Origin of the sequence: Pseudomonas sp. Sample_22 (assembly GCF_004307635.1) — a bacterium.
GTDB lineage: Bacteria > Pseudomonadota > Gammaproteobacteria > Pseudomonadales > Pseudomonadaceae > Aquipseudomonas.
In genome coordinates, this window is record NZ_RCNY01000035.1 from 65,581 (window position 1) to 85,656 (window position 20,076).

The window sequence follows — 20,076 nt, forward strand, 5'->3', positions numbered from 1 at the left end:
TCACTTCTTTGTGCTATCGGCGGCGGCGACTTTCTTGGTATCGGTAGCCGCTTTGGCCGGTGCAGTCTTTTTCGCCGGCGTTGCGGTTTTAGCCGGGGTCTTTTTGGCGGCCGCTTTCTTGGCCGGTGCTTTTTTCGTCGCAGGCACGGCGGCCTTCTTGGCGGCTGGGGCCGGGGTCACAGGCTTGGCCACCGGTTTGATGTCCTGCGCTGCCACCAGGGTGACCGGCGCCGGAGCCGGCATATTGTACTTGCTCAGCAAGGCAACCATGGTGTTTTGCGGGGTCACCAGCAGTTCCACGCGACGGTTCAAGGCTCGCCCTTCAACGCTGTCGTTGGCGGCACGCGGGGCTTCGCCACCCATGCCGCGCAGCATCAGGCGATCTCGTTGCAGACCACTGAGACGGAAAATCGCCGCAACAGCCTGGGCACGCTCCTGGCTCAACTTGACGTTGGCGGGCGCTGCACCCGAGGTGTCGCTGTGACCAAGTACCAACACGGCAGTCTTGGGATCGACTTCGAGAATTTTCGCGACCCGGGTGAACGGGCCGAGGGTCACCGGCAGCAACATGGCCGGGCGATCCGGGTTGAACGAGCCTTCGACAGGCGCCGTCACTACCAGCACGTTTTCACGGCGCTCGAGTTGCAGGTTGCTGTCCTTGATCGCGGTACGCAAACGCGGCTCGTACTCGTCGAGCCAGGCCTGGGTGACTTTCGGATCCGGCATTGGCACGACTTTGGCGGCGCTCTGCTCTTTGCCGCCGAACGGCCACCACCATTTGCCGCCTGCATCGGCATCGGCCTTGGCTACTGCGGCAGGTTTGGCTTCAGGCTTTGATTCCGGCTTGGCGGCAGACTTGCTCGCGTCGTCATCGGAACCGAACGGCCAGTACCAGGGGCTGGTGCTTTCAGTCTTGGCTACCGCCGCGCTGGCGGCAGGCTTCACGGGAGTTGGGGCAGGTTCTTTTGCGGCAACTTTGTCGGAAGATCCGAAAGGCCACCAGCTGCCGCCATCCGCATCATTTTTAGGATTCTGTGCGCAACCGGTAATAGCGAAGCACAGTGCCAAAGCGAGGGTTGGTTTGGTTGACATTGGATATCCACAAAAATGAAGTCATAAAAAATCAGGCCGGATCGGCCCGCATAAACAGACGCTTTGAAACTGAAAAGGCTTTCGGGTTCCAGCTCCGGGAACCTTCAGCGGGTTTTACAGACAAGTGGCCAGTACCCGCACAAGCTTTTGTGCGCGCGGATCCATCAAGACGTACGGCCCCAGTGTATTTGTCACAAAACCGAAAGCCACATCGTGCTCCGGGTCAGCAAAACCAATGGAGCCACCTGCGCCCGGATGCCCGAACGCTCGTGGACCCAGACCGAATGTCGCGTTGGGCACATCCGGTTGATCGAGCATGCAACCCAGACCGAATCGGGTCCGGGTCAGTAGTGTCTTGTCCTCGCCGAGGCTGTGCTCGCGGGTCAACTCGTCGAGCATCTCGCCTTCGAGCAAGCTGCCGTCCAGCAAACCGGCGTAAAAACCGGCCAGGCTTCGGGCATTGCCGTGACCATTGGCTGCGGGTTGCTGCATGCGCCGCCATTCCGGTTTGTTGGTGCTGGTGAGGACCGACGGCGGGTTGGTGAACGCGCGCGTGGTCATGGCCGTGGGTTCGCGCATGGTCACTTGCAACAGGCGCTGGGCAGCGGCGTCGCCGACGTTGCCTTTGCCGCGAGCGATATGCGCCACGCGATGGAACTCTTCGTCCGCCAGACCGACGTGGAAATCCAGGCCCAATGGCTTGGCGACCCGCGCCACGATCGATTCACCTGGCCCACGACCATCGGCGCGTCGCAGCAATTCGCCGATCAGCCAGCCATAGGTGATTGCCGCATATCCGTGACCTTCACCCGGCGTCCACCACGGTGCTTCGGCGGCCAGGGCGCCGACCATGGTTGGCCAATCGTAAAGGGCTTCGGGCGCCAGCAACTCGCGCAATGCCGGCAAACCGGCCTGATGACAGAGCAGTTGGCGCAGGGTCACGGCTTCTTTGCCAGCCGCGGCAAATTCAGGCCAATAACGGGCAACGGGTGCGTCCAGTTGCAGCTTGCCTTCGGCGACCAGCTGCAACGCAGTGACGGCGGTGAAGGTTTTGGTGCAAGAAAACAGGTTGGCGATGGTGTCGCTGTGCCAGGCCTCGGCGCCATCCTTGTCGGCGGTGCCGGACCAGAGGTCGAGCACGGTTTCGCCACCGATCTTGATGCACAACGCCGCGCCACGCTCCTGGGGATCGTCGAACAGTGCCGCGAATGCCTCACGCACTGCCTCGAACTTAAGCTCGTAATGACCCTGAATCTGCACCCGCAACTCCCCGGATAAACGCTCTACAAAGTGGCCCGCATTGTTCCAGCCCTTGACGGTTTTGGGAACAGGGTCGGGCCGGGCGGTCAATCACCCCTGGAAGTGATCGACAAATTGGCGTCGGCACTGATGCCTTCGCGGGCAAGCCTCGCTCCTGCGGTCATCGCGACCTTCACAAAACCTGTAGGCGCGAGGCTTGCCCGCGAAAAACGATAACGCGGTGCATCTGGACTCAATGCCCCTTGCCGGAATGCCCACCGGCGCCCTTCCCCGGGCCTTTGCCGGCATCGGCCTCTCTACCGCCCTCGGCATCATGACTGGCCTTGTCCGCCTCGGCTGCGGCTTTCTCGGCCTCTTTGGCCAGCTGATCGACCGCCGCCAGATTGCTTTTGCGCACGCTATCGACAAAACCCTGGAACGGTAGATCAGTGATCCCTACCAGACCAAAATGGCCATTTTCGCCATCCAGCAGACGCCCGGTCACGGGTTGATCGAGATATTGGAACCAGTGCACCCCAACGATGGACGGTTCGTTCAGAGCCTTTTTGAGGAAGTTCGCATAGGCCGGGCCGCGATCGTCTTCCTTCGCCAGTTGCGTCACGCCGCCCCAGAACGGGCCGCGATCAGTCGAGCCGAAGTTGAATTCAGTGATTAACACCGGTTTGTCGAGGCTGCGCAGTTTGGTGAAGTCGTAACCGTCCTGCGGTTGCAAGGTGTACATGTTGAAGCTCAGGACGTCGCAATACTGGGCACAGGACTCGACGGCTTCCGGGGTGGTGATGGCAAATCGACCACCGAGCAACAGCTGGTTCGGCGCGTGCCACTTGAGAGAGTCGGAAATGGTCTTGAAATACGTGTCGGCGAAGACCTTCTGGAAGTATTTGAAATCGGCCTCGATTTCCGGGTGCTCGGCACTCGGCAGCGGCGGCACGAACCCAGGGTCTTCCATCAACTCCCAGGCTGGCAGATCAATGCCCCAGGCTTTCGACAAACCGGCCTGATTGCGGTACTTGTCGCGCAGTTGCTTGAGAAACGCACGCTTGGCCGGCACGTCAGTGGTCATTTTCAAGGTGCCGTAAGCCAAGGCATATCGGGCTTTCGGGTCGTCGCCGGGACCGGCCCAGGCCAGTTCGTTGTCGGCGTAGTAACCGATCAGCCACGGATCGTCGCGATGATCACGGGTGGCAATAGCCACGGCGCGTTCGGTGGCCATGGCGAAGCGTGGATCGAACGGGTCAGGCATGCCGCCCCACCAGTCGCTACCGGTACTGATGCTGGCGTAATCACCGACGATCGACAGCGGTAAGGTGTATGGCACGCGGTCCGCGTTGGCCAGTGATGGCGCGCTCCAGTTGCCTACGGTGTTGAAGCCCCAGGCTTGCAGACGGTCGAGGGTATGGCCGGTCCAGCGTTTTTCGTCGAATGCCACTTTGCAGGGTTCGGCGGGTGTCGGCTCAGCTGTTTTAGCGGCGGTCGCGTCGACGGCATCGGTTTTGGCCGCTTCGGCAATACCGGATCCAGCACTTGAAGGCGCCACGGCTGGCTCGACGGCTTTTTCTGCCGTTGCTTCTACCGCGTCTGCCTTGGCGGCTGCCGCAACACCGGCCTTGGTGTCGCTGCCCAGCGCGCAAGGGTCGCCGTACAAACGCTGCAAGTTGGCGCCGTAAAAATCGTACCAGCGACCGGAGTTGTAGCCTCGTCCCTGGTCGACACCATTGCCGCCGCGGTTATCCCCTTCGCCGAAATGGCTGGCCAAAGGCTCCTCAGGCTTGGGCAGGGATTCGAACATCCACTCGCGACCGGCGACATACGTCTGGCTGACGTCCGCAGCGACCGAGTTGACTCCCAACGAATAAAACGGGTGCCCTTCAGGGGTCACCAGATACCAGCGACCATCACGCTTCTCGGTACGAAAAAAACCGCTGGCCTTGAACGCAGGGCCTTTGTTCCAGCCGCCGAACTTGTCCAGCGAAGCCTTCTCGCGCTCGGCCAACCAGGTTTTCAGCTGTTGTTGTTCCTTGGCCGCGGCGCTTTTCAGTTGTTCATCGCCAGCGACCTTCTCCGGCCATTTGGCCCGGGTCGATTGACCATAAGCGTCCACCAGGCCGCCATACACCGCTTGGGTAACGGACTCGCCATCCTGTACGCCAAAGCGCTCGAGCAAGATGCTCTGGGCGACTTGCGGTTGATCCATCGACACAGTGACCGACACCACCTGGCGGCGATCCAGCTCACCGACGCTGCTGGCCAACAGGATGCGCTGACCGTCGACGGACATCGGCATTGGCGGGCCGGCTTTCATGCCCTGATTCAGCGGCGACGTCGGCTGCAGCGGCACCAGCAGGGTTTGCGCCGGACCGGCCGGCAAATCGACACGGCTGACCAGTGTCTTGCCATCGTTGCTCTGAATAGTCACGTACAGGGTCACGGCCCAGTTCATCGCACTCTGGATTCGCAGGCTCATCACGCCCGATTGCGACCAGTCCCAGGCGCCGGTTTGCGGGCTCAGGCGCAGGGTTGGCCTGGCCACCGGGTTGAATGTCACCCGGCGCAGCACTTCGCCCTCGGGGGTTTGCTCGGCGTTGGATTGCGGCAGGCTGGCGTCCTGAGTCGCCACCTGGACCACGTCGGCGGGGCGTACAAAGTTGAACAGCGTCTGTTGTCCGGCGGGAGCCGCCAGCAAGGGCGATGCGAACAACAAGGCAAAAACGGCAGGCAACGAACGGCGAATCATGAGAACGAAATTCTCCCTAAGACCTTCAATGGGCCAATGGAAAAGCGATGGCTGAAAGATAGACAACGCGGCGGGCAAAACTGCCCACCGGTGTTTCAGGAAATTTCACGCCGGAAAGGCGGCAACGCATTGAGGATCGCTTTGCCATAGCGCTGGGTCACCAGACGCCGGTCGAGCAAAGTGATGGTGCCGCGGTCTTCTTCGGTGCGCAGCAAGCGCCCGCAGGCCTGGACCAGTTTCAGCGAGGCATCCGGCACGGAGATTTCCATGAACGGATTGCCGCCACGGGCTTCGATCCATTCCGCCAGTGCCGCTTCGACAGGGTCATCCGGCACCGAGAACGGAATTTTGGCGATGACCACGTGCTCGCAATAGGCACCCGGCAGGTCGACCCCTTCGGCAAAGCTTGCCAGGCCGAACAACACGCTGGAATCACCGCCATCGACCCTCGCCTTGTGCTTGTTCAGGGTTTCCTGTTTCGACAGGTTGCCTTGAATGAACACCTGCTTGCGCCAGTCGCGGTCGAGGCCGTCGAACACGTCCTGCATCTGCTTGCGCGAAGAGAACAGCACCAGTGTGCCGCGCGAACCTTCGACCAGGTCCGGCAGATCGCGGATGATCGCCGCGGTGTGCGCCGCCGCATCACGTGGGTCGGCGTTCAGGTTCGGCACTCGCAACACACCGGCATCGGCATGATGAAACGGGCTCGGTACCACGGCGGTGACCGCTTTTTTCGGCAGGCCGGCGCGCATGCGGAAGCGGTCGAAGGTGCCGAGGGCCGTCAGGGTCGCCGAAGTGACCAAGCAGCCATGGGCTACGTTCCACAGGTTGCGTCGGAGCATTTGCGCCGCGAGGATCGGGCTGGCGTTGACCTCGATGTCGAACAGCGAGCCGCTTTCGGCCAGGGTCAACCAACGGGCCATGGGCGGGTTGTCTTCAGGGTCTTCAGCGGTAAACGCCACCCACAACTCCCAGTTGCCGGAAGAACGGGACAACAGGCTGCCGAACAGCGGATACCACTCTTCGGCCTGGTTGCTGGCGATGCCGATGTTGACCTCGCCGTCCATGCCTTCCTTGAGCAGTTCGGTGAGGCGCGTGAACAGGTCGGTCAGGCGGGCAAAGCCTTTCTTCAACTCGATGCCCATCTCACGCATGTGCTCGGGAATCACTCCGCCGACGAAGCGATGACGCGGGCGTTCGCGACCTTCGACATCTTCGCCGGGCTTGAAATCGGCGGCCTGTTCGCAGGCGGTGAACATGAATTGTTGCTGGGTCTTGATCTCCCGAGCCAGCTCCGGCACCTGCTCGATCAACTTGCCCAGATCCCCGGGCAACGGGTGTTGCGCCAGCAGTTTGGTCAGGTTCTTTGCCGTGGTTTCCAGCCAGTCGGCGGTGGAGCGCAGGCGCGTGTAGTGGGCGAAGTGGCCGATGGCCTTGTCTGGCAGGTGGTGGCCTTCGTCGAACACGTAGATGGTGTCGCGCGGGTCCGGCAGCACAGCGCCGCCGCCCAACGCCAGGTCAGCCAGCACCATGTCGTGGTTGGTGACGATCACGTCTACCTTGCCCATGCCTTCGCGGGCCTTGTAGAAGGCGCACTGGCCGAAGTTCGGGCAATGACGGTTGGTGCATTGGCTGTGATCGGTGGTCAAGCGTGCCCAATCGGCGTCTTCGAGCGCGGTGGACCAGCTGTCGCGGTCGCCGTCCCACTTATTGCCGGCGAGCTTCTCGATCATGCTGGTGAACAGCTTCTGGCTGGCCTCATCGACCTCGATCTTGAAACCTTCTTCTTCGAACAACTGCGCCGTGGCGGTTTGCGCGTGGCCTTCCTGGAGCAACATGTCGAGCTTGGACAGGCACATGTAGCGCCCGCGCCCCTTGGCCAGGGCGAAGCTGAAATTCAGCCCGCTGTTGCGCATCAGATCGGGCAGATCCTTGTAGACGATCTGCTCCTGCAGGGCGACGGTGGCCGTGGCGATCACCAGGCGCTTGCCAGCGGCCTTGGCGGTGGGGATCGCCGCCAGGCTGTAGGCCACGGTCTTGCCAGTACCGGTGCCGGCTTCCACCGCGACAATCGCGGGGTCGCCACTGCGCCGGCCTTCGTCGTCGGTGTCGATATCACCGAGGACTTTGGCAACTTCGGCGATCATCAGGCGTTGGCCGTAGCGCGGCTTGAGGCTCTTGGCTTCGAGAAAACGCGAGTAGGCGCCCTGGATCGTGGTTTTGAGTTCAGTGCTGATCATGAATTGTCGGGCGCAAAAAACGCTGGATAAATTTTCAGTAGTTTGATTCGGCCGCTATCATACCCCGCTAATGAATCCCGCGCAGAACGGAGTACCCGAATGACACCTTTTAGCCTTGTTTATAGCCTGCATGTCCTCGCCGCACTGGTGTGGGTGGGCGGCATGTTTTTCGCCTGGATGGTCTTGCGTCCCGCGGCGATGACAGCGCTTGAGGGTCCTGCCCGCTTGAAGCTGTGGATTGAAGTGTTTCAAGGTTTTTTCCGCTGGGTCTGGGGGGCGGTCGTGCTGTTGCCAGTCAGTGGCGTGGTCATGCTGAATCTGAATTTCAACGGCTTTGAACACGCGCCGCGCTATGTGCAGGTGATGATGGGGTTGTTTGTGGTGATGACGGCATTGTTCATCAGGATTCAGGCGTTGATGCTGCCGGAGTTGCGCGCGGCTGTGCTGGCGCAGGACTGGCCGGCGGGGGCTGCAGTGTTGGGGCGGATTCGTCGGTTGGTGGGGATCAACTTGATTGTCGGGTTGGTCGTGGTAGTTGTTGCTGCCGCTCGACCATGATCGTTCCCAAGCTCCGCGTGGGAACGCCTCAAGGGACGCTTTGCGTCCAGTGACGCGAAGCGTCACGGGCTGCATTCCCACGCAGAGCGTGGGAACGATCAATGCTTACAACCGCTGCACGACCACCGAGCCTGCCGCCCCGGCAGGTCCCGGTTGCCCATCGGCACCTGGTTTGCCGCTCTTGCCGCCATCGGCTTTATAGATCAGGCAGCCCTTGGCCTTGCCTCCGGCGCCAGGTTTTCCACCGGGTCCGGCCAGGCCACCCGCACCGCCGGACACTTGAACCTTGATCTGTTCTGCCGGGTAATCACGCGGCACCACCAGTTTGACCAATGCCCCCGGTGCGCCTGGCTGGCCGTCACTGCCATTGCTGCCATCGGCACCGCGTCCGGCCTGGCCCCAGGTACAGCCCGGGGCTTGACCGTTGGCCCCGTCGAGACCGACAAACCCCGGAGCCCCCGCACCACCGCGCGCGTCGACGATCAGTTGCGGGGCATTGAGCGTCTTGATTTGCAGATTCAGGTTGCGCCCGGAGCGCGCGGCCTTCTGAAAAGTGCCCGGCGCGCCGCGAGCGGTGATCTGGCTGCCCTCGGACAATTGAGCACGGCTGACTTTCAATTCCAGCGCCTGCTCGCTGGGTACAATCGCGATCCGCGCATCACGTCCCAGATGCAACTCGCCGACGGTGACTTCAGTCACGTTCGACGGAATCAGTAACGTGCCGTAATCGGCGACCTCCAGACGTTCGAGTTGCAAGGTGCTGGCGGTGTTGGGCAGACGCATCAGCGAGTTGGTTTCGACGCTCACCACCTGAGCGCAGGCCAGTGGACTGATGAGTACGGCGAGCAGACAGAATTTACGCATGGGAAGCCTTGGATGCGGAGGGAGCGGGAATGGTTTGCAGGTGGAAAACGCCGAAAATGACAATCTTCAGTCGATCACGCCAAGGGTGCGCGCGGCCTCTGAGGCTGCGGTAGCACAACAGCGCTTCCAGTAGATGAAGGATCGCCAGAATACCGCCGGCCAGATTGACCAGCAGATGCAGCGGATAGACAAATGGCGTGAACAGGTTGACCAGCACCACCAGCCAGAACAGCAGGGTCAACAGCTTCCCCAGCCCCCAAATCACCTTCATACGCCCCTCGATGGGAATTATTCTTTGAGCGCACAGTAACGGCTTCCACGCGGGATAAGCCAGAGGGCAAGCGAAAATTCTTGTTGAAGATCGCCGAATGGCCGTCGAAACGCAGGAGATCTGCGTTCGACAGCTCTAACCCGCGGTTCAGCGATTGATGTGCAGTTCCACGCGACGATTTTTCGCGCGGCCTTCCTCGGTTTCGTTATCGGCCACCGGCTGGCTTTCGCCCTTGCCCTCGCTGGTGAGTTTGTTGGGTGCCACACCCTGGCTCAGCAGATATTCCGCCACGCTGCTGGCGCGGCGCTCCGAAAGGGCCTGGTTGTAGCTGTCCGAGCCAACGCTGTCGGTATGGCCGATCACCTTGATGTTCACCACATCGGCGTCCAGCAATTTGCTCATGATCGCATCGAGCTCGCTTTGCGCGGTCGGGGTCAGGTCGGATTGATTGAAACCGAAGAACACGTCGTTGCTCAACGTGATGACTTCAGGCGCAGCAGGTTCTGCAGGTTTCACGCTGGCCGGGTATTGCGGCAGCGGGCAACCGTGATGTTCCACAGGCGTGTTGGCCGGTGTGTCGGGGCAGCGATCGCGGCGGTCGAACACACCGTCGTCGTCTTCGTCACCGTCCTGGGCGTAACAGATCAAACCACCGGTCAATATACCGAGCGCCGCTCCACCCGCCGCCCAACCGCCACTTTCGATAGCGCCCAGGCCTCCACCGACCAGTCCGCCAATGACGCTGCAGATCGGCCAGGTACGTTGATTGAGGGGGGCAGTGCCATCACTGTGAGTAGCGCAACCGGTCAACAGGCTGCCCAGCAGCAGAACCGGCAAGACGGTCCGTGTGAGATTGCTCATTTCCAAAGCTCCTGTGTCACCGGCCGATGCCGGTTACACAGGAGTAAAGACCCGCATCCGCGACTGCACAAGCCGGGGATCCGAGGGGCTTAGCGCTCGATTTTGATTTCCGTACGACGGTTTTGTGCACGACCGTCGGCAGTTTTGTTTTCGGCTACCGGCTGGCTCTCACCGGCACCGGTAACAGACACAAAGTTGCTGCGCGGCACGCCTTGCTGGATGAGGTACTCAACCACCGAGTGAGCGCGTTTATCCGACAGTTTCTGGTTGTAGGAATCGCTGCCCACGCTGTCGGTATGACCGGTTACGGTCAATCGGGCAGTAGGGGCTTCCGCTTTCAAACGAGTGGCAATCTTGTCGAGTACCAGTTTGTCGGACGACGTGAGCGTTGCTTTATCGAACTGGAAGTGGACATCACGAATGACAATGGTTTCTTCCTTGACCACTACAACTTCTTCAACCACTGGAGCAGGTGCTGGTGGTGGGCAACCATCGGCATCGACCTGAACGCCTCTAGGTGTGCCCGGGCACTTGTCGCGACTGTCCGGAACACCATCGCCGTCTTCGTCGCCGTCACCGTGAACCCAGCAATAAGCGGCCGCCGTACCACCGACAACCAGCGCGCCCCAACCTGCCCACGACGAGCTCTCGGTCGCGCCGAGACCCGCACCTACGACACCACCGACCGCCGCACAGGTCGGCCAGTCGGTTTTCTGCAAACCTGCGCAACCAGTCAACACACTGGTTAGCAGAACCAGGGGTAATGCTGTCCGAACTATGCTCATCTAGTTTTCTCCTGAAGGATCGGCTTAGAACCGATTCAGGGAGTAAAGACCGGAGTTTTAATCTCCGCCAGCAATAGGCCATTGCAGTTTTGTCCCCTGTTCACGGCAGATCATCTCTTTTCAGGCAAAGCCGCTCTAGGCTCGAACTTGCGGGCAGGCTAGTCTTGGCAGACCTGACTGAGGAACTTCGATGATTGCAGCTATTTCTTCGCGCACGCCACAACAGGCGTTGGCCGCTTTGCTGGATCGATACGCCCCTGCACGCCTGTTGCTGATCGGCGCCAGCGAATTCCCGGCGCTTGAAGCCTTCAAGATCGCCCACCCCGACAGCTGCGTGGCGCATGCTGCGCCGGGAGCATTGCCGGCCGAACTGGCGGCGCGCCGGTTTGACCTGGCGCTGGTGGTCGATTGCCTCGAACACTTGCCCAAGCGCGATGGCCTGAATTTGCTCGGCGGCATCCGCAATCTCAACGCCAGCCGCATCGCCGTCCTCGCCGACTTACCGGCCAGCGGCTGGCAGGAGACGGACTTTTTCTCCCTGGCCCTGCAAGCCAGCGAACGCTTTCAGCGCGACGAACAGGTGCTGACCCTCTTCACCTATGATCTGCTTGACTACAAACAAGTCCCGGACTGGCTCAATTCGCGCTTTTGGGCCAATCCGGAAAACTTCGGGAAATATTGGTGGTAACGCATGAGTACATCCATTTGCCCTTGCGGTAGCGGCACCCTGCTCGACGCCTGCTGCGGTCCTTACCATGCCGGCCACCCGGCCCCTTGCGCCGAAGCCCTGATGCGCTCGCGCTATAGCGCCTATGTGCTGGGCCTGATCGACTATCTGGTGGCGACCACCCTGCCCGCCCAGCAATCAGGACTCGACCGGCAATCGATCAGCGACTGGAGTGCCCAAAGCACCTGGCTGGGCCTTGAGGTGGAAAGCTCCGAAGTGCTCGGCGGCCAGCCGGAACACGCGTTCGTGACCTTTACCGCGCGCTGGCACGACGGCAGTGGCGAGCACAGTCATCGTGAACGCTCGTCATTCGTCCAGAACGCTGGACATTGGTACTTCATCGATCCCACCGTACCACTGGACATCGGTCGCAACGATCCATGCCCTTGCGCCAGCGGGCAGAAGTTCAAGAAATGCTGCTCGGGCTATTTCGGCGCTTGAGGTGACCGCAAAAGATCGCAGCCTTCGCCAGCTCCTGCACGGGATTGCCTGCACAGCAGGAGTGGCCGAAGGCTGCGATCTTTTAACGACTAGACTGGGGTTCAAGGGAGAAGAACGACCATGATCACCCGGCGATTCGCACAATGTCTGCTCATGCTTGCCCTTTGTCTGGGGCTCGGCGGCTGTGCGTCCTGGTTCGCCAGCGATGAGCCAGACCCCGAAGTGCACCTGACCCGGGTGGAAGTGGTGCGCGCCAAACTGCTGGAGCAACGCTTCGTGTTGCACTTTCGCATTGATAACCGTAGCGAAAACGAGCTGACCGTACGCGGTATGGAATACCGCATTCATTTGGGCGACATCCTGCTGGTCGATGGCGAGCATGAACACTGGATCAGCATCGGCCCCAAGGCCAGCCGTTTTTACAAAGTGCCGATCCGCACCAACCTGTGGCCCAAGGTCAGAGACCTGGTCAAACAGTTGAAAAACTCCGAGCAAGGCATTCCCTATCGCCTCGAAGGTGAAATGGAAACCGGTTTATTCATCGCCCACTACGTGCACCTGGAGCGCAATGGCGTGATAATCCCCGCCGATCTAATTCCGGAGTAACCCCGATGACCCAGCAACCCCATGTCCACGGCCCTGACTGCAACCACGATCATGACCATCATGATCACGACCATGGTCATGTACACGGCCCGAATTGCGGCCACGCCCACCAGGAACCGGTGCGCAATGCCTTGAAAGACGTTGGCCGCAACGACCCTTGCCCATGCGGCAACGGCAAGAAATTCAAGAAGTGCCACGGCGCTTGAGGCTTCAGGTGAAAACCTGCCTCGTCTGGTAGGCCGGTTTCGCGAGCAGGCCCACTCTCACAGTGTTTCGAGACCTGTAGGAGCAAGGCTTGCCCGCGATTGCCGCGCCTCGGTACTTCATACTCTTTGCATCATCGTTCATCGCGGGCAAGCCTTGCTCCTACAGATGTTCACCCGCCTTCAGAATGTGTTCGGTACTGACCACGGTCGCGTACTCACCATGCAGATTCCCCAGCGACATACCGTGCACCTCTTCGGCTGAACGGGGGTTACCGAAAAAATCGGCCTTGTCGAAGGTAAAGCACGCATCCTCCACCACCCACGCCTCGAACCCCAGGTTGCCCGCCGTGCGCGCCGTGGACTCCACCGAGTTGTGGGTCGCCACGCCGACGATGATCAACTGTGCGATCCCCGCCTCGCGCAACAGTCTCTCCAGCCCCGTTGAACAAAATGCGTCCGGCACCTGCTTCTGAATCAGTTGCTCACCCGGCAGTGGCTGAAATCGTTGCTGAATCTCCACGCCCGATTGCAGCGGCCAGAACACCGAGTCCTCTGATCGGGACAAGTGCTGGACGTGAATCACCGGCCGTTCGCTGCGCCGCCAATGCGCCAACAGTTCCAGCATGCGGTCCTCGGCCTGGGGATTGTTCCGGCGACCCAGCCTGGGGTGCAGAATGCCCTTCTGTTGATCGATGATGATCAATCCTGCATTTGCCTTTAATTCCATGTCGACACACCTCCCGGACCATTGGTCGCTGAACTTATCAGACAAATCCTGAAATAACCTTGTACCCCGCTTGCGCGCCCTCCTCCCGCTCACTAACGTAGCGGCTTTACTGACGCTACCCCCGCAGGAGCTTTGCCATGGCCTCGCCAGCCCTCACACATTTTCTACCCCGGTTCGGCGTTGCCGCAGCAGTCACGGGGGTTTTGAGCCTGACAGGGTGTCAGAGCTTCAATGCCCAGGACACCCTCCCGCCGACCTCCGGCGTGCAGCCCCTCAAGGGGCTGGCGCAGAATGTCTCGGTGCGCCGCAACGCGATGGGCATGCCGTTGATCGAAAGCAGCACGTTCCACGACGCGCTGTTCGCCCTCGGCTATGTGCACGCCAGCGACCGCATCACCCAAATGGTCACCCTGCGCTTGCTGGCCCAGGGCCGTCTGGCGGAAATGCACGGTGCGGATTTGCTGGACGCCGACCGCTACATGCGCGCGGTCAACCTGAAGAAAAGCGCCGGGGAGTTGTACAAAGCGTCTTCACCGCGCCTCAAACGCTTCTTTGAAGTCTATGCCCGCGGGGTCAACGCCTACCTGTTCCGCTATCGCGACAAGCTGCCGGCGGATCTGGTCGCCAGCGGCTACAAGCCTGAGTACTGGAAACCGGAAGATTCAGCGCTGATTTTCTGTCTGCTGAACTTCAGCCAGTCGGCCAACCTGCCGGAAGAAATTTCTGCGCTGGTACTCGCGCAAACCGTCACCACCGACAAACTGCCGTGGTTGACGCCGTCCGCGCCCGACGAAAAGCTGCCCTTGGCTGAAAGCGAGAAGCTGCATGGCATCAAGCTTAACGGGCAGGTACCGGGGCTGACTGAAATCAGTAAGGCCACCCGCCAACTGTCTGAGTTGAATCTGCTGGGCGCCATTTCCTCGAACAATTGGGCGATAGCGCCGCAACGCAGCCGCAGCGGCAAAAGCCTGCTGGCCAGCGACAGCCATGGCCCGATGGGCGTGCCGTCGCTCTACAGCTACGTACAGATTCGCGCGCCGAAATATCAGGCCTCCGGTGTGACCATCGCCGGTTTGCCGATGGTGCTGGGCGGTTTCAACGGCAAAGTGGCGTGGAGCACGACCACCGTCATGGGTGACAACCAGGACCTGTTCCTGGAAAAAATCCGCCGCCAGGGCAACGGCCTTGCCTACGAAACCAATGGCAAGTGGCAGCCGGCGACCGCGCGCAACGAAACCTACTTCGTCAAAGGCCAGCGGCCGATTCGCGAAACCGTGTACGAAACCCGCCACGGCCCGCTACTCAACAGCGCCCAAGGCCTGGCGCAAGGCAACGGCTTCGGCCTGGCCCTGCAGACACCGAACTTCTCCGACGACAAATCCCTGGACGCGTTTTTTGACCTGTCCCGCGCGCAGAACGTCGAGAAGGCGTCCGATGCCAGCCGCGAAATTCGCGCCATTGCCTTGAACCTGGTGTTTGCCGATGCCAGCAACATAGGCTGGCAAGTCACCGGCCGTTACCCTAACCGCCGCGAAGGCGAAGGCCTGTTGCCCTCGCCGGGCTGGGAAGATCGCTACGATTGGGACGGCTACGCCGACCCGATGCTGCACCCTTACGACCAGGACCCGGCGCAAGGCTGGCTCGGCACGGCCAACCAGCGGGTCATTCCCCATGGCTACGGCATGCAACTGTCCAATTCCTGGTCGGCACCGGAGCGTGGCGAGCGTTTGGCAGAACTGGCCGGTGTGGGCAAACATGACACTCGCAGCCTGATTGCCATGCAGTATGACCAGACCACCACGTTCGCCGCCAAACTGAAGAAAATGTTCGAAGCGCCGGGCATGGCCCAGCCACTCAAACAAGCCATCGAAGCCCTGCCGGTGGCCGATCGCGGCAAGGCACGCGAAGCATTGACCCGCTTGATGGCATTCGACGGCAAACTGGCCCCGACGTCCGCCGATGCAGCGATCTACGAACTGTTTTTGCAGGAAAGCATGAAACAGATTTTCCTCGATGAGTTGGGACCGGACAGCAGCCCGGCCTGGAAAGCCTTCGTCGCCAACGGCAAGTTGTCCTACGCAGCACAGGCCGATCATTTGCTGGGCCGCGAAGACAGTCCATTCTGGGATGACGCGCGCAGCGCGCAGAAAGAAGATAAACCCGCGATTCTCGCCCGCAGTCTCGCCGCGGCAATCACGGCCGGCGACAGTCAGTTGGGCGGCGATCACAAAGCCTGGCAGTGGGGCAAACTGCACCGCTACGAATGGAAGAACGTCAGTGGCCAGACCGTGCGCGGCCCCGTGCCGGCCGGTGGCGATCACACCACGCTCAACACCGCCGCTTTCGCCTGGGGCCAGGACTTCAACACCACGCTGGCACCGGCCATGCGCTTTATCGTCGATTTCGGCCAGGCCGAACCGTTGATGGGCCAGATCGCCAGCGGCCAATCCGGCAACCCGGCCAGCCCGAACTACCTCAACAGCATCGATCCGTGGCTCAAAGGGCAGTATCAGACCCTGCCGATGCAGTCGCAGAACTATGACAGGGTTTATGGCAGCAAGCGCTTGACCCTGACACCGGGCAAGTAACGCCCCCCTGTAGGAGCGAGCCTGTCGAATCGTCGCACCGTCGCGATGGACGTCAATGATAACGCGGGGCACCTGATGCCCCGCGGCGTTCTTGGATTCATCGCCAGCAGGCTGGCGCCTACAGGGGATTTGTGCCAAATACTTGAACCGCGGCCACTTCAAAGCCTGTAGGAGCATGGCTTGCCCGCGATGACGCCGGCACATTCAACATTATCGGTGACTGACATTCCGCTATCGCGAGCAAGCTGTGCTCCTACAAGGAATGAGCTGTACCTCGTGTAAAGCGCGCCCATCAAACCCCGATAGAACTTCTCGCTGCGCGCCAGCCTCATAGCTAACAAGTCCCCCCACTTGGGTAGCATCGTGGATCTTGTCATCGCGCGTCCCGAAGGCTTGTACTGCCCCGCTGGCGATTTCTATATCGATCCCTGGCGACCGGTCGAGCGATCAGTCATTACCCACGCCCATGGCGACCATGCGCGCACCGGCAACCAGCATTACCTGGCAGCGGCGCCGGGTGAAGGCATTCTGCGAGCGCGGCTGGGGCAAGACATCAACCTGCAGACGCTGGCCTACGGCGAGCGCTTGTTGCATCACGGCGTCACCCTGAGTTTTCATCCGGCTGGGCATGTTCTGGGATCGGCGCAGGTTCGCCTGCAATACCGCGGCGAAGTCTGGGTCGCTTCCGGCGATTACAAAATCGAGCCCGACGGCACTTGTGCCCCGTTCGAACCGGTGCGCTGCCATACCTTTATCACCGAATCGACCTTCGGCCTGCCAATTTATCGCTGGCAACCCCAGGCGCAGGTCTTCGCCGAAATCAATCAATGGTGGCAGGCCAACGCGGCCCAGGACAAAACCAGCGTGCTGCTGTGCTACGCGTTCGGCAAAGCCCAGCGCATTCTCCACGGCATCGATGCCGGACTTGGCCCGATCCTGGCCCATGGCGCGGTCGAACCGCTGAACCGGGTTTACCGCGAAGCGGGTGTTCACCTGCCTGCGACGATCTATGCCGGCGATGTGCAAAAAAACGACCCGCTGATGCGCAAAGCCCTGGTCATTGCCCCTCCCTCCGCCGGTGGCAGCACCTGGATGCGCCGCTTCGGCGACTTCAGCGATGGCTTCGCCAGCGGCTGGATGCGCCTGCGCGGTACTCGCCGGCGCCGCGGTGTGGATCGCGGCTTCGTGCTCTCCGATCACGCGGACTGGCCTGGCCTGCTCTGGGCCATCGAACAGAGTGGTGCGCAACGGGTGATGGTCACCCACGGTTCGGTCGCCGTGCTGGTGCGTCACCTGCGCGAGCAAGGCCTCGACGCCCAGGCTTTCGATACCGAATACGGTGACGATGAAGAAGAACCTGTAGCCGTCGAGCACGAGCCCACCGAGGCGACGTCATGAGAGCGTTTGCCCAGTTGTATGCCGAGCTCGATGCGACGACTTCAAGCAATGCCAAACTGTTGGCGATGCAACGCTACTTTGCCCAGGCCGCCCCTGAAGATGCTGCATGGGCGGTGTATTTCCTGTCCGGAGGACGGCCCCGGCAATTGGTGCCGGCGCGGCTTCTGCATGATCTGGCGATTGAGCAATCGGGCCTGTCGACGTGGTTGTTCGAAGAGAGTTATCAGGCCGTGGGCGATCTGGCCGAAACCATCTCGCTGATCCTGCCTGAGGCTCCTCACGTGTCCAGCGATGGCCTGGCCGTGTGGGTCGAAAAAAAGCTGCTGCCTTTGCGCGGCGAATCCCCCGAGGTACTCGCCCGTCAACTGCCCGAACTCTGGTCGCAACTGGACCGCACCAGCTTGATGCTCTGTATCAAGCTCATCACCGGCAGCTTTCGTGTTGGCGTCTCCAAACTGTTGGTCACCCGGGCGCTCGCCGCCATGGCCCATCTCGACAGCAAACGCGTGGCGCAACGCCTGGTGGGCTATACCGACCTGTCCAATCGCCCGAGCGCCGCCAGTTACCTGAAACTGATCGCCGCCGAATCGGCCGATGAACATGCCCAGCGAGGCGGCCAGCCCTATCCGTTTTTTCTCGCCCACGCACTGTCCCAACCAGTCGAACAATTCGACGCATTGCTCGGCCCTGCCAGCCAATGGCAAGTGGAATGGAAGTGGGATGGCATCCGCGCCCAAGTGGTCAAGCGCGACGCAAAGTTGTGGGTCTGGTCACGGGGTGAAGAGTTGGTGACCGAGCGGTTTCCCGAGCTGGCCAACCTGAACCACGTCTTGCCCGACGGCACGGTGATCGACGGTGAAATCGTGGTCTGGAAAGCTGATCAACCCGACACCGCCGACGCCTTCGACCCGCAATCGCCGACCGCCCCCGCCGTGCAACCTTTCGCCCTGCTGCAACAGCGCATCGGGCGCAAAACCCTGAGCAAGAAAATGCTTGGCGACATTCCGGTGGTCATCCTCGCGTACGACTTGCTGGAATGGGCCGGCGAAGACTGGCGCAATCAACCGCAGGCGCAGCGGCGGGCGCAACTGGAGCAAGTCATTGCCCGTTGCAATCATCCGGCGCTGCTGGCGTCGCCACTGTTGACCGGCGAAGACTGGTTCGACCTCGCCCGCCAGCGCGAAGATTCTCGCCGGCTCGGCGTCGAAGGGATGATGCTCAAGGCTCAAGACGCGCTCTACGGCGTGGGCCGAACCAAGGATGTGGGCGTCTGGTGGAAATGGAAGGTAGACCCGTTCAGTGTCGACGCCGTGCTGATATATGCGCAACGCGGTCATGGCCGCCGGGCAAGTCTTTTCAGCGACTACACCTTCGCGGTCTGGGACGGCCCACCCGACGCCAGCGAGCGCACGTTGGTGCCCTTTGCCAAGGCCTACTCAGGGCTGACCGATGCAGAAATGCGCCAGGTCGACAGCATCGTGCGTAAAACCACCGTGGAAAAATTCGGCCCGGTGATCAGCGTCAAACCGAGCCTGGTGTTTGAGCTGGGCTTCGAAGGGATTGCGCTGTCCAAGCGGCACAAAAGCGGGATCGCCGTGCGGTTTCCGCGGATGCTGCGCTGGCGTCAGGACAAGTCCGTCGATGAGGCGGATCACTTGGGAACACTGCAGGATTTGCTCCAGTAATTCGCCTGCCGAAGAACCAAAAGAGTGCGGGTCTTCCACGCCGCCCGTTTTCGTGCACTAATCCCATCCCGGCGATTTCCTGAATGCCTGTTAAACGCTTGTTCGGCACTCTGGTTCGGAAATTGCTACTTTCATTAGGTCTTACGCTTACCAGTAACAATAATTCTGCGCCACAAGCGCTCATATTGGTTTTAGGGAATAAATAATGAAAAAAGCATTGCTGACCCTCTCTGCACTGGCGTTGTGCATGGCCGCTGGCTCCGCCATGGCAAAGGAATACAAGGAACTGCGTTTTGGTGTTGACCCTTCCTACGCACCGTTCGAGTCGAAAGCGGCTGACGGCAACCTGGTGGGCTTCGACATCGATCTGGGCAACGCAATCTGCGCCGAGCTGAAGGTCAAGTGCAAATGGGTCGAAAGCGATTTCGACGGGATGATTCCTGGCCTCAAGGCCAATAAATTCGACGGTGTGATCTCTTCGATGACCGTCACCCCGGCCCGTGAAAAAGTCATCGACTTCTCCAGCGAGCTGTTTTCCGGTCCAACCGCCTACGTGTTCAAGAAAGGCTCTGGCCTGACTGAAGACGTCGCTTCGCTCAAGGGCAAGACCGTCGGCTACGAGCAAGGCACCATCCAGGAAGCCTACGCCAAAGCCGTTCTGGACAAGGCTGGGGTAAAAACCCAGGCCTATCAGAACCAGGACCAGGTGTATTCCGACCTGACTTCCGGCCGTCTCGACGCCGCGATCCAGGACATGCTGCAAGCCGAACTGGGCTTCCTGAAGTCGCCAAAAGGCGAGGGCTACGAAGTCAGCAAGCCAGTCGACAGCGAACTGCTGCCTGCTAAAACGGCTATCGGTATTAAGAAAGGTAACACCGAGCTGAAAGCACTTTTGGACAAGGGTATCAAAGCGTTACACGATGATGGCACCTACGCCACCATTCAGAAGAAACACTTTGGCGATCTGAATCTGTACAGCGGCAAGTAATGCCCGGCGCCCATCTCGCGATGGGCGCTTTTTTCATCCGATCAG

At 60.7% G+C, this 20,076-nt stretch carries 18 protein-coding genes; 9 read left to right on the forward strand and 9 right to left on the reverse strand.

Features of this window, described 5'->3' with window-relative positions:
* The 4 genes from D8U73_RS09965 to dinG form a co-directional block, all read right to left on the reverse strand.
* Positions 1 to 1,092 (reverse strand): OmpA family protein, encoded by a 1,092-nt coding sequence (locus D8U73_RS09965; protein ID WP_130904369.1) that lies wholly within the window; start codon positions 1,090 to 1,092, stop codon positions 1 to 3.
* A gap of 114 nt (positions 1,093 to 1,206) precedes the next feature.
* Positions 1,207 to 2,352 (reverse strand): serine hydrolase domain-containing protein, encoded by a 1,146-nt coding sequence (locus tag D8U73_RS09970; protein ID WP_056856126.1) that lies wholly within the window; start codon positions 2,350 to 2,352, stop codon positions 1,207 to 1,209.
* 232 nt (positions 2,353 to 2,584) lie between these two features.
* Positions 2,585 to 5,086, reverse strand: coding sequence for a beta-galactosidase (locus tag D8U73_RS09975; RefSeq protein WP_130904370.1), 2,502 nt, complete (start codon positions 5,084 to 5,086; stop codon positions 2,585 to 2,587).
* Between the two features lie 95 nt (positions 5,087 to 5,181).
* Positions 5,182 to 7,326, reverse strand: coding sequence for an ATP-dependent DNA helicase DinG (gene dinG, locus D8U73_RS09980; protein WP_130904371.1), 2,145 nt, complete (start codon positions 7,324 to 7,326; stop codon positions 5,182 to 5,184).
* Positions 7,327 to 7,425: 99 nt separating this feature from the next.
* Here dinG and D8U73_RS09985 point away from each other — a divergent pair, with 99 nt between their 5' ends.
* On the forward strand, positions 7,426 to 7,884 hold the full coding sequence (locus D8U73_RS09985; RefSeq protein ID WP_130904372.1) for a CopD family protein: 459 nt from the start codon (positions 7,426 to 7,428) through the stop codon (positions 7,882 to 7,884).
* Between the two features lie 105 nt (positions 7,885 to 7,989).
* On the opposite strand, the gene D8U73_RS09990 is transcribed toward D8U73_RS09985, so the two are convergent.
* From D8U73_RS09990 to D8U73_RS10005, 4 genes are all read right to left on the reverse strand, one after another.
* Entirely contained in the window at positions 7,990 to 8,748 is a 759-nt protein-coding gene (locus tag D8U73_RS09990) for a collagen-like protein (RefSeq protein WP_130904373.1), read from the reverse strand.
* On the reverse strand, positions 8,741 to 9,019 hold the full coding sequence (locus D8U73_RS09995; RefSeq protein ID WP_056856131.1) for a DUF1145 domain-containing protein: 279 nt from the start codon (positions 9,017 to 9,019) through the stop codon (positions 8,741 to 8,743). The genes D8U73_RS09990 and D8U73_RS09995 overlap by 8 nt, the downstream gene beginning before the upstream one ends.
* Before the next feature lie 147 nt (positions 9,020 to 9,166).
* Complete coding sequence (locus D8U73_RS10000) at positions 9,167 to 9,880, reverse strand: OmpA family protein (RefSeq protein WP_056856132.1); 714 nt, start codon at positions 9,878 to 9,880, stop codon at positions 9,167 to 9,169.
* Between the two features lie 89 nt (positions 9,881 to 9,969).
* On the reverse strand, positions 9,970 to 10,665 hold the full coding sequence (locus D8U73_RS10005) for an OmpA family protein (protein ID WP_130904374.1): 696 nt from the start codon (positions 10,663 to 10,665) through the stop codon (positions 9,970 to 9,972).
* A 190-nt stretch (positions 10,666 to 10,855) separates the two neighbouring features.
* Here D8U73_RS10005 and D8U73_RS10010 point away from each other — a divergent pair, with 190 nt between their 5' ends.
* From D8U73_RS10010 to D8U73_RS10025, 4 genes are all read left to right on the forward strand, one after another.
* A complete protein-coding gene (locus D8U73_RS10010) occupies positions 10,856 to 11,353 on the forward strand; it encodes a DUF6231 family protein (RefSeq protein WP_130904375.1) in 498 nt (165 codons plus the stop codon).
* 3 nt (positions 11,354 to 11,356) lie between these two features.
* Positions 11,357 to 11,833 (forward strand): YchJ family protein, encoded by a 477-nt coding sequence (locus D8U73_RS10015; RefSeq protein WP_056856135.1) that lies wholly within the window; start codon positions 11,357 to 11,359, stop codon positions 11,831 to 11,833.
* A 120-nt stretch (positions 11,834 to 11,953) separates the two neighbouring features.
* On the forward strand, positions 11,954 to 12,439 hold the full coding sequence (locus D8U73_RS10020) for an LEA type 2 family protein (RefSeq protein ID WP_130904376.1): 486 nt from the start codon (positions 11,954 to 11,956) through the stop codon (positions 12,437 to 12,439).
* 5 nt (positions 12,440 to 12,444) lie between these two features.
* Positions 12,445 to 12,645, forward strand: coding sequence for an SEC-C metal-binding domain-containing protein (locus tag D8U73_RS10025; protein ID WP_034146774.1), 201 nt, complete (start codon positions 12,445 to 12,447; stop codon positions 12,643 to 12,645).
* 160 nt (positions 12,646 to 12,805) lie between these two features.
* On the opposite strand, the gene D8U73_RS10030 is transcribed toward D8U73_RS10025, so the two are convergent.
* A complete protein-coding gene (locus tag D8U73_RS10030) occupies positions 12,806 to 13,372 on the reverse strand; it encodes a cysteine hydrolase family protein (RefSeq protein ID WP_056856137.1) in 567 nt (188 codons plus the stop codon).
* A 137-nt stretch (positions 13,373 to 13,509) separates the two neighbouring features.
* Between D8U73_RS10030 and D8U73_RS10035 the strand changes: the two genes are divergently transcribed.
* The 4 genes from D8U73_RS10035 (at position 13,510) to D8U73_RS10050 (ending at position 20,031) form a co-directional block, all read left to right on the forward strand.
* Positions 13,510 to 15,960: a penicillin acylase family protein gene (locus tag D8U73_RS10035; protein ID WP_056856138.1), complete on the forward strand. Its 2,451-nt coding sequence runs from the start codon at positions 13,510 to 13,512 to the stop codon at positions 15,958 to 15,960.
* 363 nt (positions 15,961 to 16,323) lie between these two features.
* Positions 16,324 to 17,358: a ligase-associated DNA damage response exonuclease gene (locus D8U73_RS10040; RefSeq protein WP_130904377.1), complete on the forward strand. Its 1,035-nt coding sequence runs from the start codon at positions 16,324 to 16,326 to the stop codon at positions 17,356 to 17,358.
* The gene (locus D8U73_RS10045) at positions 17,355 to 19,043 is read left to right on the forward strand and encodes an ATP-dependent DNA ligase (RefSeq protein ID WP_130904378.1); all 1,689 of its coding nucleotides are present in this window, start codon (positions 17,355 to 17,357) and stop codon (positions 19,041 to 19,043) included. Before D8U73_RS10040 ends, D8U73_RS10045 begins: the two co-directional genes overlap by 4 nt.
* Before the next feature lie 205 nt (positions 19,044 to 19,248).
* On the forward strand, positions 19,249 to 20,031 hold the full coding sequence (locus D8U73_RS10050; RefSeq protein WP_056856142.1) for a transporter substrate-binding domain-containing protein: 783 nt from the start codon (positions 19,249 to 19,251) through the stop codon (positions 20,029 to 20,031).
* Positions 20,032 to 20,076: the final 45 nt, after the last annotated feature.

What these genes read in the sequence shown, in the direction of transcription:
- D8U73_RS10050 (WP_056856142.1), top strand. Translation starts at nt 19,249, where the DNA reads ATGAAAAAAGCATTGCTGACCCTCTCTGCACTGGCGTTGTGCATGGCC.
- D8U73_RS10005 (WP_130904374.1), bottom strand. Translation starts at nt 10,665, where the DNA reads ATGAGCATAGTTCGGACAGCATTACCCCTGGTTCTGCTAACCAGTGTG.
- D8U73_RS09995 (WP_056856131.1), bottom strand. Translation starts at nt 9,019, where the DNA reads ATGAAGGTGATTTGGGGGCTGGGGAAGCTGTTGACCCTGCTGTTCTGG.
- D8U73_RS10010 (WP_130904375.1), top strand. Translation starts at nt 10,856, where the DNA reads ATGATTGCAGCTATTTCTTCGCGCACGCCACAACAGGCGTTGGCCGCT.
- D8U73_RS09965 (WP_130904369.1), bottom strand. Translation starts at nt 1,092, where the DNA reads ATGTCAACCAAACCAACCCTCGCTTTGGCACTGTGCTTCGCTATTACC.
- D8U73_RS09985 (WP_130904372.1), top strand. Translation starts at nt 7,426, where the DNA reads ATGACACCTTTTAGCCTTGTTTATAGCCTGCATGTCCTCGCCGCACTG.
- dinG (WP_130904371.1), bottom strand. Translation starts at nt 7,326, where the DNA reads ATGATCAGCACTGAACTCAAAACCACGATCCAGGGCGCCTACTCGCGT.
- D8U73_RS10000 (WP_056856132.1), bottom strand. Translation starts at nt 9,880, where the DNA reads ATGAGCAATCTCACACGGACCGTCTTGCCGGTTCTGCTGCTGGGCAGC.
- D8U73_RS09990 (WP_130904373.1), bottom strand. Translation starts at nt 8,748, where the DNA reads ATGCGTAAATTCTGTCTGCTCGCCGTACTCATCAGTCCACTGGCCTGC.
- D8U73_RS10020 (WP_130904376.1), top strand. Translation starts at nt 11,954, where the DNA reads ATGATCACCCGGCGATTCGCACAATGTCTGCTCATGCTTGCCCTTTGT.
- D8U73_RS10035 (WP_056856138.1), top strand. Translation starts at nt 13,510, where the DNA reads ATGGCCTCGCCAGCCCTCACACATTTTCTACCCCGGTTCGGCGTTGCC.
- D8U73_RS10030 (WP_056856137.1), bottom strand. Translation starts at nt 13,372, where the DNA reads ATGGAATTAAAGGCAAATGCAGGATTGATCATCATCGATCAACAGAAG.
- D8U73_RS09975 (WP_130904370.1), bottom strand. Translation starts at nt 5,086, where the DNA reads ATGATTCGCCGTTCGTTGCCTGCCGTTTTTGCCTTGTTGTTCGCATCG.
- D8U73_RS10045 (WP_130904378.1), top strand. Translation starts at nt 17,355, where the DNA reads ATGAGAGCGTTTGCCCAGTTGTATGCCGAGCTCGATGCGACGACTTCA.
- D8U73_RS10025 (WP_034146774.1), top strand. Translation starts at nt 12,445, where the DNA reads ATGACCCAGCAACCCCATGTCCACGGCCCTGACTGCAACCACGATCAT.
- D8U73_RS10015 (WP_056856135.1), top strand. Translation starts at nt 11,357, where the DNA reads ATGAGTACATCCATTTGCCCTTGCGGTAGCGGCACCCTGCTCGACGCC.